Source organism: Sphingobacterium sp. 40-24 (assembly GCF_001899705.1).
Lineage (GTDB): Bacteria > Bacteroidota > Bacteroidia > Sphingobacteriales > Sphingobacteriaceae > Sphingobacterium > Sphingobacterium multivorum.
This window is the reverse complement of sequence record NZ_MKWH01000034.1, coordinates 404640-417574: the sequence shown is the minus strand read 5'-3', so window position 1 is coordinate 417574 and position 12935 is coordinate 404640. Positions and strand designations below refer to the sequence as shown.

The 12935-nt window shown below is 38.8% G+C and carries 12 protein-coding genes; 5 read left to right on the top strand and 7 right to left on the bottom strand.

Annotation, left to right across the window (positions count from 1 at the left end):
• Positions 1-80: 80 nt before the first annotated feature.
• On the bottom strand, positions 81-1190 hold the full coding sequence (locus BGP15_RS13565) for a glutaminyl-peptide cyclotransferase (RefSeq protein ID WP_286769821.1): 1110 nt from the start codon (positions 1188-1190) through the stop codon (positions 81-83).
• Between the two features lie 199 nt (positions 1191-1389).
• Here BGP15_RS13565 and BGP15_RS13560 point away from each other — a divergent pair, with 199 nt between their 5' ends.
• Positions 1390-2154: a DUF72 domain-containing protein gene (locus BGP15_RS13560; protein ID WP_070569952.1), complete on the top strand. Its 765-nt coding sequence runs from the start codon at positions 1390-1392 to the stop codon at positions 2152-2154.
• A 13-nt stretch (positions 2155-2167) separates the two neighbouring features.
• Here the strand turns inward: BGP15_RS13560 and BGP15_RS13555 are convergent, their stop codons facing one another.
• From BGP15_RS13555 to BGP15_RS13530, 6 genes are all read right to left on the bottom strand, one after another.
• The gene (locus tag BGP15_RS13555; RefSeq protein WP_112374357.1) at positions 2168-2500 is read right to left on the bottom strand and encodes a hypothetical protein; all 333 of its coding nucleotides are present in this window, start codon (positions 2498-2500) and stop codon (positions 2168-2170) included.
• A gap of 11 nt (positions 2501-2511) precedes the next feature.
• Entirely contained in the window at positions 2512-2832 is a 321-nt protein-coding gene (locus BGP15_RS13550) for a hypothetical protein (RefSeq protein WP_070569365.1), read from the bottom strand.
• 32 nt (positions 2833-2864) lie between these two features.
• The gene (locus tag BGP15_RS13545; RefSeq protein WP_286769820.1) at positions 2865-3179 is read right to left on the bottom strand and encodes a hypothetical protein; all 315 of its coding nucleotides are present in this window, start codon (positions 3177-3179) and stop codon (positions 2865-2867) included.
• 331 nt (positions 3180-3510) lie between these two features.
• Complete coding sequence (locus tag BGP15_RS13540; protein ID WP_239468714.1) at positions 3511-4569, bottom strand: SMP-30/gluconolactonase/LRE family protein; 1059 nt, start codon at positions 4567-4569, stop codon at positions 3511-3513.
• A gap of 318 nt (positions 4570-4887) precedes the next feature.
• On the bottom strand, positions 4888-5541 hold the full coding sequence (locus tag BGP15_RS13535; protein ID WP_070569374.1) for an alpha/beta fold hydrolase: 654 nt from the start codon (positions 5539-5541) through the stop codon (positions 4888-4890).
• Positions 5542-5702: 161 nt separating this feature from the next.
• A complete protein-coding gene (locus tag BGP15_RS13530; protein ID WP_286769819.1) occupies positions 5703-6767 on the bottom strand; it encodes an NADH:flavin oxidoreductase in 1065 nt (354 codons plus the stop codon).
• Positions 6768-6879: 112 nt separating this feature from the next.
• On the opposite strand from BGP15_RS13530, the gene BGP15_RS13525 reads away from it, so the two are divergent.
• The 4 genes from BGP15_RS13525 (at position 6880) to BGP15_RS13510 (ending at position 12935) form a co-directional block, all read left to right on the top strand.
• Positions 6880-7227, top strand: coding sequence for a winged helix-turn-helix transcriptional regulator (locus tag BGP15_RS13525; protein WP_201639446.1), 348 nt, complete (start codon positions 6880-6882; stop codon positions 7225-7227).
• A gap of 175 nt (positions 7228-7402) precedes the next feature.
• Positions 7403-7996, top strand: coding sequence for an RNA polymerase sigma factor (locus BGP15_RS13520; RefSeq protein ID WP_112374354.1), 594 nt, complete (start codon positions 7403-7405; stop codon positions 7994-7996).
• Between the two features lie 96 nt (positions 7997-8092).
• On the top strand, positions 8093-9232 hold the full coding sequence (locus tag BGP15_RS13515; protein ID WP_286754323.1) for a FecR family protein: 1140 nt from the start codon (positions 8093-8095) through the stop codon (positions 9230-9232).
• Between the two features lie 94 nt (positions 9233-9326).
• On the top strand, positions 9327-12935 hold the full coding sequence (locus BGP15_RS13510) for a SusC/RagA family TonB-linked outer membrane protein (RefSeq protein WP_286769818.1): 3609 nt from the start codon (positions 9327-9329) through the stop codon (positions 12933-12935).

Below are 12935 nucleotides of genomic sequence, written 5' to 3'. Positions count from 1 at the left end.
TTTGGGGATAGGCTCAAGCTCGAAAGAGGTTTTTAAGTTTTAACCCTATGACACAGTTGGTGTTACACTCCCAGATAAAGCTATTCTGTTAGCTTTATCTCGAACATTTTATCCCAGTTTTTACCGGTAACAAAGAAGGTGTTTGATCTTTTATTGTAAGCGATACCATTTAATACATCTAAATCCACATGCTGTGTTACATGCTCACGTAATTTGGATAGATCGACTAGAGCCTCCACTGTACCTGTTTTAGGGTCTATTCGTCCAATGACATCCTCCATAAAGAAATTTGCATAGATTTTCCCTTTTACCCATTCCATTTCATTGATTTGATCCACCATGGCCGTGTTCGTTGCTGCACGGATATAATCCACTTTTGAGAAATCATTTGGATTAAGTGTATAGATATAATCAGAACCATTCGACATGAATAAGTTTTTACCGTCAGAAGTTAAGCCCCAACCTTCCATTGGCTGAAAGTAAGGAAATGTCTTAATAACAGAAAGACTGTTTATATCGTAGAGGTAGGCTAGATTGTTTTTATAGGTTAATTGATATAATTTTCCATTTAGGACGGTAGCACCTTCGCCAAAAATTGAATCATCCAATTCATTTTTTTTGATGGGCTGACCCGTTTTAGGATTAACAATACGGATACTCGATTTCCCCTTATTTCCACTTGGACCAACCCCATTCCCAGTACTTTCGATCAAATTATCACCGTAAAACTCCAGTCCTTGTGTGAAAGCTTTGGCATCATGTGGATAAATATTCACAATGCTATAGCTTAGCAAAAGCGGAGGGTTAGAGGCGAATAGATCGATGTTGACCGAATTTTCTTCTCGCTTTCCATTACTAAATACGACAGCTTTAATAATTTGCTTACCAAATTTCTCCTGTTTTAATGAATAATTGAAGGGCTCATTTCCGACGACCTGGCCAATCTTTTTATCGTTTATAGCGTAAATAACAGAGTCTATTTTGGATGTGTTTTTGCTATACATCTTTAATATCAGATCCTCACCCCGCGTATAGTGCTGTTTAATATTGTCAAAGGTAAATGTCGGATTTTCATCAGCATGTTCGGACTGTGAACTTAAAGTTGTATTGGTATTGTTGCTTTTATTTCCGGTACAACTGCCCAAAATGGCGCCAATAATGAAACAAATGAGGTACGATTTTTTTTGCATTAATATAGTGTGCTTGATTAATTATCCACTAATAAACTAGAAAACAAGTTGCTTAAAAATAGCTGTTGCTGTACTACTTGTTTCTCAAACTTAGATAAATTGTTTTTTATATGCAATTCAATTGCAGACCAATACAAAGGATAATTCGTCTATGAAAGAAAAAATGAACCATTGCATGCTGCTCGATTGTTATAAGGGTATGGAAAAATCATATTTTACTGGAACGAGCGGTATCCTTTTACCTTACAAGAATAAAAGTTATTATCCTGAGGAGTTACAGGATAAAAGTCGATTGGCTGTATACAGTTTACTATTTAACTCATTGGAAGTAAACAGTTCTTTTTATAAAATTCCCAGAGAAGAAACAGTCAGAAGATGGTCCGAAGAGACGACCGATGATTTTCGTTTCACCTTTAAACTATGGAAGGGAATTACGCATCAAAAAGAACTTAAGTTTGATCCACAGGATGTCGCTAGATTTCTATCTGTTATTGACGCTATCGGCCAAAAGAAAGGGTGCTTGCTCATACAATTACCACCATCTTTTAAATTTGCTTCTATTGGAATGCTTGTTGAACTGCTGGATTGTATTGCCCAGGATAAGAGAAGTGAAAAATGGCAGGTATGTGTAGAATTTAGGGACCTTTCCTGGTATAGAGAAGAAACTTTCGAACTTTTAAAATCCTATGAAATGCATCTGGTTATTCATGATAAGGATATGCAAGGTATGCGTCTTCAATATGCGGATGCAAAGATAATCTATATGCGCTTTCATGGCCCAAATGGTGACTATAAGGGAAGCTATTCGGACAGCCTATTGTTGGAATACAGTACCTATATTAACGAATGGATTGCAGCGGGAAAAGAAGTCTATACTTATTTTAATAATACAATAGGAGCGGCACTTCCTAATCTAAAGACATTAGCCTCGTATATCACTGCGAACAAAATATTTCCTGCTTAAAAGGTGTCTTTTTTTAAAGTACACTGCCACGGATATATTCATTTCCCATATAGCCGTCCCAGCCTTCATGTTCACGCATAATCCGCTGATAAGCAGTGGTCAATGCTTGAGTTTTCGTAAATAAGGGAATACCTCTCCGGATGCAGTCGTGATCAGCGTAAGTCCCAGCATTATCGTGCCATTGTAGCCAAGCAAGTAATTCTTGTCTTTTCATCAGCATTAATCTATCGAATAGTGTCTTATCTTTTAAGTTCATGAGCTGATAACGCCAATCTGTGCGATGCGATTCCATAGCTAGAATTTTTGGAAGCTGATGCGCTATGATCTGTTTAATAAAAGACTCCATAATCTGAAATTTTAGTTGTTAAAGATGAGTTGTGCGTGTGTATTCGAAAAGGCATTGTATCTTCTTTTCATGTGGATGCGCAGGATTTCTTTATGGATATACGCGACAGCCTTTAATTTGGAAAGCTGCTGCACGCCATTTTCAATACATTTACGATCGGTATAGTTTCCTTTTGGATCATGCCATTGTAGCCAATCAAGGAGTATTTCTCTTTCTAGATTCTCGAGTCTCTGATGTAAGCCGATTAATTCACTTTCCCGGAGTTGTTCTCGCCAGTCAGACCAGATCGGACCTGACACCATCCCTCGCTTCTCTTTGAATTTATTTTCCATATTTTACGTCGAATTTGAAGATCTAAAATTTGTTAGATGACTAGCTTACTGATAATAGCATTGCCAAGTTTACTTTTCATAAATAACTCAATTTGTTTCAGCAATTCTGGACTTACTTCGGGGACTCTTTCTAAATCTCGTATAAACCACTTCTGAATGACAGGTGTTTGTTTGGAACGTTGGTCAAATTTAACCACTTCAGCCCGTGATGATTTTCCAGCCGGATCGTAGTATGACCATAGTACAATGAAAATCGTATTTGGATCCTCATCGGGATAGGGGGTATGAAAGCGAACGATGTCACTTACGTGTAAATCCTTATTGTCATATGCTGCGCTGTGTTCCATAAAAGCATTGTCTAAAACTGATATTCAAATATACTAAAAATATTAGTGTAAAAAAGTTTTTGCTAAAAATTTTATACTTCATCTAACAGGCTGTTGTTTTTTTATAGTTGGAGGCATGTCTTAGTGATTTGTGCTTTTACTTCGATTTTATTGTTTTTATGAATCTGAATTTCAGTTCCTTTTCTTGTGGGTAGAAAAGATGGACAAATATAAAGGGGAACTATTCGAAGGGAATTTTGTGAAGGCTGCGCATAGAATAATAGCTAGGTGAAAAGTAGATGTGTCAGCGCGAGTTTTATGCTTAAGCATTTCACTTGTTGTAACATTTTTTTCAAAATTTCGGTAATTTGACCTTAAAGACATAATATGGCAACTCTACCTTATCAGCTCCCTTATTCCATTGCGGGTCTTTAAAGAGCTGTGCACAAGAGAAATATAGGTGTCCATCTCCGCTGATACCCATAGAATCGGGCCATAGTATTCGGGAGTCCCTTACTAGGGTATTCACATTTCCCTCAGGATTTAAATATTTAATACTATAATCTATTGACGATGTGAGATAAATATTTCCATCAATGTCTGCTAGTAAGCCATGCGTGATTCCGACTTCTCCTTTGTCTTCCACTTTTGCCTCCAATTCTTGATCCGTCAGCCCTGCGTCGGCTAAAAATTCTGTTGCAATACAGTACAAATGGGTCTGATTGATGGCTTTGAAATATAAATATTTAAAGTCGTGACTCAATGCTATGCCATTCACGTTGGAAGAAAAAGGCTTTCCATTTTCACTACGCATTTCAATACCATTATAGCTTAATAATACATCAGGATCAGCCAGCGTAAAACGGCTTCCAGTTAAAGCCTTTCTAGTCAGTCCAGTTTTAAGGTCTAAAATAATGATGGCCGCTTGGCCGGGATCGGAGAGATAGGCTAAATTTCGCTTGTGATCAATACGCATATCATTTAGACCTGATTTGGTTTTATCAAGGTCGTCGAAACGATAAATATGTTCAATTTGATTTGTATTTGTATTGATTTTTAATAATTTAAACTGGCCTTGATTTGATTTTTCATCTTTGCCAAAAATTGATCCAGCAGCAGATGGTTTAGAATCCAATACCCAGAGATTGTCCTCGGTATCGACAAATATATCCTGAACATTTACAAAGTGGGAATTCTCTTTTCCTTCTAAATTCCATTCTTCATTTGGATAAGGAACAGGTTTTCCATTGATGATTTCAGTAAGTGCATACTGATAATTTTTAGCTTGTTTTGGGAAGGAAACAAATAATCGATTGTTGGAGCTAGCGCTCACACCGATCGGACGGTACGGGCCTAAAGCTGCTGCGACCTCCAATTTCGGGGCTGTAGTATCATTAACTTGTGCCAGCATAGTGAGAAAAAAGATGTGACAGAATAAAAAACTTAATATGAGCCGTGTTCGCATATTCTTGTTATAATTTAACCTTACTATATTACTTTGGACTGGTCCCATTAAGCAATAAACAGCGATTTTTTAGTTACGTAAAGAGACCGCGCTCTCATAGAAGAACCTTCTATTCTCAATTATTGTTTGTCCTTTTCTTCAAATAATACTTTTTTACACTGCTCAGCATATCGTGTGTTTCATGTCGATACGAATCCGCTTGGATTTAATTTTCTCAGCGACTAGAAAAGTTGGGATTGGTCTCGGTGATTAAAAGGAGGTGATTTACAAGCAGATTTCTTGCAAGAGCTTTTCAACCTCCTGGGCATGGGTGACTGTCATAAAATGTCCCGCCCCCCTAATGATAAAGTTGGGCTTTACATTTTTGATGGGGATAATATGATCTCTACTACCATGTATATGAATTAAATTGTCCGGAACCGAATTGTTTTTCCATTGCAGAATTTGATGTATTGCCCAGTTCATAAAGATGGGGTCTGTATCGTATAAAATCTGTTTTAGCAAGCGGGAATCTTCTTTGTTACGTATGCCAAAAAAGTAATCTGATAGAAAACAATGGAACTTTAGTAACGGGCTAGGAACCAGTTTGTTGATTTTGAGTCTGCCTGCTAAGCGATACAGTTTGGGTAATTCATGCCGTCCTTTGGCTGAAGCAAGCAGGATAATTTGTTTTGTTTCGATAATCTTGGCAATTTCTATTGCAAGCATTCCTCCAAAGGAAAGCCCAACGAGGATGGGGTTCTTTGCAGTAATTTTAGTCGATATTCTTTTTGCATAAATAGACAGTGGTTCATTGGGGCTTGGTGTAATCCAATCTAGATAGGTTAGATCAAGCGAGCCAAAGTCTATTTTGCTGAATACACGTTGATCTACACCCAATCCGCTGATGACATATATTTTGGTTGCGGTGATTTTCATTTAATCAAGTGTCTGTATCCATTTGCGGAGACAAGGTACTTAATTATCGTTACAAAACAGGGCAAAAATTGCTTCGAAAGTGAATTTTTGCCCTGTTTATACTATTGAATAACGTAAATATTAAATAACGTAATTTTAATCCACCTAATCGCTCGAGCTTACTAAGATAAGCTCGCCAAACTCTTCGCTTCAAAAGTCGATAATTCGTTGTATTTTTCGGCTTGCACTTTTTTCACCCAATTCGGATCTTGCAAGATCGCTCTGCCTACAGCTACAAGGTCAAAATCGCCACGTTCGTAACGACGAACCAGTTTATCCAGTGAAGCGGGAGAGGACTTGAACTCCGAATTTGTAAATACATCGCCAAAATCTTTGTCAAGACCTACGGATCCAACCGTGATTGTGGGTTGTCCTGAAATTTTTTTGAGCCATCCAGCGAAATTTAAGTCGCTACCTTCAAATTCCGGCTCCCAATAACGACGTTGGCTTCCATGAAAAATGTCGACACCGGCATCTGTCAATGGTAGGATCCAGTCTTCCATCGCTGCGGGGGTGGGAGCAAGCTTGGCTGTGTAGTCTTGCTGCTTCCATTGTGATAGACGTAGAATGATTACAAAATCAGGTCCAACCGCTTTTCGCATTGCTTTGACGACCTCAACCGCAAATTTAGAGCGCTCCTTAATTGTTTTTCCACCAAATTCGTCTGTTCTGTGGTTCATTCCTTCCCAGAAAAATTGGTCGATCAGATAGCCATGGGCGCCATGGATTTCAAAAGCATCAAAACCGAGGTCTTTTGCAGATTTAGCAGCGTCAGCGTAAGCTTGTATCGTGGCCTCTATATCCGCTAATGTCATCGTATCTGGGCTTTCAAACGCAGCGGGCGGAGTCCATTGCATAGGAGTATAACCAACATGCCATAGTTGAGGGGCTATTTTTCCGCCTTTTTCGTGCACTGCATCCACGATATTTTTCCAGCCGGCCAGTGCTTGGTCACCGTAAAAGTTTGGGATATCCTTTAAATTCTTTGATGAAGGTCGTTCGATAACGGTACCTTCCGTCAAAATTAAACCGACATCTCCCGCGGCACGACGCTCGTAATATCCCGCTACAGCGCTGTCGGGAATTCCATCCGTCGAAAATGCTCTCGTCATTGGTGCCATTACAAAGCGGTTTTTGAGTGTTAGATTTTTGTACTCGAATGGATTAAAAAGTGTTTGTATGCTCATTTTTCTCGTTTTAAATCGTGAATCTTCACAAATATATTTTAAATAGTATATATTTGTAACTATTATTAGTATAAACTAGTTACCTTCGCGTAACTATTTTGAATATATTCAAATGAAAAGGACTGAATTTAAAAGTTGTTCCTGTGCCATGCAGCGTTCCATGGCAATTTTAGGTACCCGGTGGAAGCCTGTGATTATCTATACTTTGCGCGATCGAAAAGCCCGATTTGGTCAATTGGATGCGCTCATCGAACATATTTCTCGAAAGGTTTTGACCAGTTCATTAAAAGAATTGGAAGAGGATGGCGTTATTTTGAGAGAAGAGTACAAGGAGCTCCCACCACGCGTAGAGTACTCTTTGACAGAAAAGGGCAAGGCTTTAATACCTATTATGTGCCAATTGGCAAAATGGAATGAAGCCTACTATGAAGAGTCTGTATCACCAGAATTGATCGCGTAGAAATTATAATCTAAATACATCGATCTTGCTTCGCTTTTACGCTATCGCTGCCGAATGGAATAGTATTGTGTCAACCGGTTTGGCCTGTCCGTTTTCTATTGCTTGCCAGCGCGGGACAGTTGATCACAATAAATGAAATTTTCATATTTATTTAAAATTTAAGTAATATTGAATTGTGAAAAACAAGGTAAACCAAGAATTTAGCAAGCAAGATTTTTTAAAATCTTTTCGGGAGGGCAGAAGGGATGGTTTACAGTTTCTGTACAAAACTTTCTATAGTCCAATGTGCTATTTTTTAGAAAAGATGAATCTTGATAAAGGTACCATCGAAGAAATCGTGCAGGATGTATTCTTAAAGCTTTGGGAGCGCCGGATAGATTTTGATCATGTTGAATCAATCCGAGGTTTTCTCTACACAAGTTGTAGAAACGCCGCTTTAAACAGGATCCAACAAGAAAATAGAATTCAACAAAAAACCAATTTTTATACGTCACAGGTCGATCTGGTCGATTTACCGATCAGCCATCAAATGATCTATTTGGAGACGCTTCGAACGATCCATGATGCCATTGATACCCTGCCTGAGCAATGTAAGCAAGTGATGCGTAAGTTGATTGTTGAAGATTTAAGCCCACAGGAAGCAGCGATCTCCTTAGGACTAACCACTAGTACGATTTACAATCAAAAGAAAAGGGGAATTGAACTTTTGAGATTAAGACTCAAGCCTGACCAGTTTTTTTGCCTACTTTTGCTTTTACTCTATTATTAGAAAATTTATACTTCTGATACATAGGTTTTTGTGAAAATATCTACCACCTCTTTAGAGAAACGAAATCAAAATATTGTTTTAAGTATATAGAGCAATATGGAGCAAATACCCCAACATATCATTTATTTACTGAGCAAATCCAAGCTGGAAGGATTGCGCGATGACGAAAAATTACAGTTGGACTTATGGCGGTCCGAAACGGATGCAAATAAGGGGCTATGTGATCTGATTGACAACAAAGATCAAATGCAAGCAGATTTAGACGGGATAGCCCGTTATGATTGGGAGGAATCATTTGCCCTCTTTGAACAAGATTACCTCAATACCTCATACACTAAACCTTTTTATAAACGTATGTTGTCCTATGGTATCGCCGCGGCGTTGATTGGATTACTCGTGTTGTTTTTTATACATAATCTTTCGGATACGGTCTATCAGGAGACTCCGGATAAAGATATTCAACCCGCTCAAATGACAGGGGTAGTACGTCTAGGAAATGGAAATTCAATTTCGATGGCTCCAGGAGATACTTTATTATCGTTTGTATCACCCGTTAAAAATAAAGCGGCACGAGTGAATAATTTATTCGCTGCGACACCCAAGGGTGGGAAAATGACCATGCTATTACCTGATGGAACCAAAGTATGGATGAATGCCAAAACGCAGTTGGATTATTATGAAGTAGATAGTATGCGGGAGGTTCGTTTGGTGGGGGAGGCTTATTTTGAAGTTGCCAAAAAATATTTACCATGGGAAGGTGAGGTTCCAAAACTGAAACCTTTCGTGGTACAAGCAGGGAAGATCAATATCTCCGTATTGGGGACACATTTTTATGTGAAATCAACCAAGAATATAGAAGACTTTAAAACGACATTATACGAAGGTAAAGTTAGGGTTCGACAGGGCGACAGGCAGATTATACTGTTGCCAGGGGAAGAATCGTATATCAAACTCGGTCAAATTGAACGACGAATAATTGATCTTGACGCGCGCAATGCATTGAAAGACGGATATTTCGTGTTCAATTCGGAGACTTTAGGGGGTATTATGGATGAGTTAGCGTCTTGGTATAATGTAGATGTCGTCTATCTCGATAACCAAATAAAATCGGAAAAATTTGAAGCGATGTTGTCTCGTAACAGCAGTCTGAAAGATATCATCAACGTACTGGAGAGTACCGGGAAAATTAAGTTTAAATTTAAAGGAAAGACCATTTATGTAGACAAAACAACCTAAATGAAAAGACGAAACCCTAAACGCTTGCAACATTTAGGGCTTCAGATCAAGTAATTCTAACTGTAACAGAATTTTAATTCTTAACCTAAAACAAATGTATAAAAATTATGCACAACTTGGTCGTGCCCTATACGATCAAACGCAACAAATGAAAAACAGCGATCGCCCAGATATTTGGGGTAGGCCGCAATGGAGGGGAAACATTATGCGCATATCGCTTACAACCATACTAATGTCTTGTTGTCTGCTTCATGTTGGAGCTAAAACGTATGGACAGGACGTATCGATACAGGAGAAATCAGTGTCGTTGAGAAAGGTTTTTTCAGAGATCAATAAGCAGACTGGCTATTCTTATGTATGGGCGGCCACAACTATTGATCCAGATACAAAGGTTAACTTAACCGTTAAAAAAGAATCGTTGGGAAATGCTCTTGGGAAGTTATTGGACGATTTGGATCTCGATTTTGAGATCAAGGGGAAGATTATTGTCGTACACGAAAAATCTCAACAGACTCAACGATCGATCACTAATCAGTTAATGACGGTAAAAGGTTTTATTGTCGATTATAACAACAGACCACTTCAAGGTGCAACGATTCGTGTAAAAGGTGTTCCAAAAGGAACCGTTACAGATCAGCATGGTCATTTTGAAATTAATAGCGTTAGTTCAAATAGCTTTTTGGACATTACCATGGTCGGATTTGCTCCACTTACGATTGCAGCTAAGTCCGATTTGGGTTCGATTACCTTAAGAGCCTTGGATGAGCAATTGCAGGAAGTGAACATTACGGTCAATACAGGATACCAAAAAATAAGCAAAGAAAGAGCAGCAGGTTCAATTGCTCAGGTGACAGCCAAAGACATGGAAGGACGGCTTCAACCTAATTTATTGGACCGGATCGATGGATTGTTGCCCGGACTAAATTTGGTGCGAAATACTTCAAGTCCACAGAATTCGAAAAATAATCTGGGTATCGAGGTTCGTGGACGCTCCACCATCAACGCACAGGCTGCTCCGCTAATCGTTGTTGACGGTATGCCTTTTGAAGGTGACTTAACAGCTATTAATCCCAATGATATTGCTTCCATAACCGTTTTGAAAGATGCTTCGGCAGCCTCCATTTATGGCGTGCGTTCCTCTAACGGTGTTATTGTTATTGCGACAAAAATAGGCTCCGCAGGCAAAACAAAGATTGATTATAGCAATACGCTTTCTTTTAGAGGACTTCCAAGCCGCAGCTACCTCAATCAGATGAGTAGCGCTGAACTGGTCAACTTTCAAAAGGAAATGTTTAACTATCGTTCAGGAGATTACGCTGTTATTGACCCGAGAAAAGCGATGAACGACGTTTATCGAATTTTGTACGATCGCAAAGGTGGAGTAATTTCGGAAGAAGAGATGGAAAAGCGGCTGGATGTATATCGAAATCGTGATCGCTTTAGTCAAATGGATAAATTTCTGAATACGACCCGATTCGATCAGCAGCATAATCTCGCTATTTCGGGCGGATCCGATCGTTATACATACCATTATTCCCTCAATTATACGCAGCCGGGAGATTACAATAAGGGACGGGCGACAAACAAGGAGCTGGGATTTAGTCTGAAAAATAATTTTAAGTTTACCGACTGGTTTAGTTTACGCGCAAATGTATTGGGGAAAAACCAAAATAGAGAGGGTGATATTGGCTTCAATTTCTACGATAACTATATGGGAGGCAAAGCATCCTATTATCTGCTTGAAAATGAGGATGGTTCTCCAGCGCAATGGTATAGTTCAAAATCTCAGTTTGAGATTGATCGCTTGAATGCGCTGGGACTGGAAGATGAGACCTACATTCCTTTAAAGCATGTAGCAGCGATCCACGAAAAGTTCTATAATAAATACCTTAACTTAAATTTTGCTGCAAATTTTAAGATTATCAAAGGACTGGACTTCGATCTGTCCTATCAAAGTGAACGGACCGAAGGGTATAATGGCACATTGAATAGGAAAAATGCCCAATCGGTTGTAGGTATGGTGAATGACGCTACCCAAATCGGAAAGGACGGGGCAATCAAGCGCAATATTCCGCAAGGGGGACAATTTGCTGAACAACGTAATGATGTCAATAGCTATACCTTACGTGGCCAATTTAATTATCAAAATAATATTCAGGGAAAACATGAAATTGTCGCAATCGCCGGTGCTGAACGTAGACAGATCAATAACCGATATACGAATATTTACAAGTATGGTTACGATGAAAATAGCCTAGTCTACAAAGGAATTAATGAAGAGCTTTTTGGTATTCAGATCCAAAACACACAGGCGCTTTTTAATAGCTATACTATTTCGAAAAAAGAGACTGGATTTAAGGATCTAGTCGATAGATTTGTTTCCTTCTATGCCAATGGATCTTATACCTATGATCGTAAGTTGACTTTGAGTGGAAGCATCCGGATGGATCAATCTAATTTGTTTGGAACAAATATCAAAAATCAATACAAACCTCTTTGGTCCATAGGCGCTTTATATCATCTGCCAAGAATTGATTGGGAACCATTAGATCGTTGGTCGGTACGTGCGACTTATGGTGTAAATGGAAATGTCCCAAAGGATAATGGACCATATTTGATTTCGAGGGTGAATAACAATCTGAACTACTTTAACGGTGAAATGCAAGCCTACATTGATTCTCCGCCTAATCCATTGTTGCGATGGGAGCGAACAAAAGTATTCAATGTTGGTTTTGATTTCTCACTATTTAAAGATAGACTTACAGCTACTCTTGATATCTACAATAAGAAAACTTCTGATTTATTGGGGAATACGCCGTTGGATCCAACTTTGGGATGGGATATGGTGTTGCTTAATTATGCTGATATGCAGAATAGCGGGATCGAGTTGGGGCTGAATGGTAAGGTGATTCAACGTGAAAACTTCAGCTGGAACAGCACAGTGAATTTTAGTTACAACAAAAATAAGATTACCAATCTATATGTTGAACAGAATACTCCATACTATTACTATTATGCTCCCCAAAATCGGGTTGGAATCCCAATGGGTAGTTTATATAGCATAGATTATGCGGGATTAAATGATAAGGGACGACCTTTGGCACGAAAGGCTGATGGTAGTCTGGTCGAGACCACGCAAAAATTGACTGTCGATGATTTAATCTATGAAGGTACGACAGTACCTCCCTACACTGTTTCTTTCAGAAATGGATTTAAGTATAAAGATTTGACGCTTTCCTTTATGTTTATTTTCAATGGTGGCCATGTGATGCGGGGAGTTCATCCAGAGTTCTTGAGTAAATACGCGGAGCTTAACTACAATAGTAACTTCGACAAATTATGGTTGAACTATTGGAAGAACCCAGGTGATGAAAGTAACCCTGATATTGCTCCCGCATTTGTTTCTGCTGCTTCAGGCAATATTTCCGATATTTTCAATGCTGCACATAAATTTGTTCAGAAGGCTGACTATATTAAATTGCGCGATATTTCATTATCCTACAACCTTCCTGCACAATGGATTGCACCGACAAAACTTTCTTATGTGCGTCTAACAGGACAGGTATTGAATGCATGGCGTTGGGTCGCTAACAAGGATAATCTTGATCCCGAGGTTTGGGCTGGGTATAGTACGGTAACGAGTCCAAGTAGAGGGATACAAGCACCAATAATTTACAATTTAGGTGTATCTGTAGGATTTTAA

What these genes read in the sequence shown, in the direction of transcription:
- BGP15_RS13565 (WP_286769821.1), bottom strand. Translation starts at nt 1,190, where the DNA reads ATGCAAAAAAAATCGTACCTCATTTGTTTCATTATTGGCGCCATTTTG.
- BGP15_RS13560 (WP_070569952.1), top strand. Translation starts at nt 1,390, where the DNA reads ATGGAAAAATCATATTTTACTGGAACGAGCGGTATCCTTTTACCTTAC.
- BGP15_RS13555 (WP_112374357.1), bottom strand. Translation starts at nt 2,500, where the DNA reads ATGGAGTCTTTTATTAAACAGATCATAGCGCATCAGCTTCCAAAAATT.
- BGP15_RS13550 (WP_070569365.1), bottom strand. Translation starts at nt 2,832, where the DNA reads ATGGAAAATAAATTCAAAGAGAAGCGAGGGATGGTGTCAGGTCCGATC.
- BGP15_RS13545 (WP_286769820.1), bottom strand. Translation starts at nt 3,179, where the DNA reads ATGGAACACAGCGCAGCATATGACAATAAGGATTTACACGTAAGTGAC.
- BGP15_RS13540 (WP_239468714.1), bottom strand. Translation starts at nt 4,569, where the DNA reads ATGCTGGCACAAGTTAATGATACTACAGCCCCGAAATTGGAGGTCGCA.
- BGP15_RS13535 (WP_070569374.1), bottom strand. Translation starts at nt 5,541, where the DNA reads ATGAAAATCACCGCAACCAAAATATATGTCATCAGCGGATTGGGTGTA.
- BGP15_RS13530 (WP_286769819.1), bottom strand. Translation starts at nt 6,767, where the DNA reads ATGAGCATACAAACACTTTTTAATCCATTCGAGTACAAAAATCTAACA.
- BGP15_RS13525 (WP_201639446.1), top strand. Translation starts at nt 6,880, where the DNA reads ATGAAAAGGACTGAATTTAAAAGTTGTTCCTGTGCCATGCAGCGTTCC.
- BGP15_RS13515 (WP_286754323.1), top strand. Translation starts at nt 8,093, where the DNA reads ATGGAGCAAATACCCCAACATATCATTTATTTACTGAGCAAATCCAAG.
- BGP15_RS13510 (WP_286769818.1), top strand. Translation starts at nt 9,327, where the DNA reads ATGTATAAAAATTATGCACAACTTGGTCGTGCCCTATACGATCAAACG.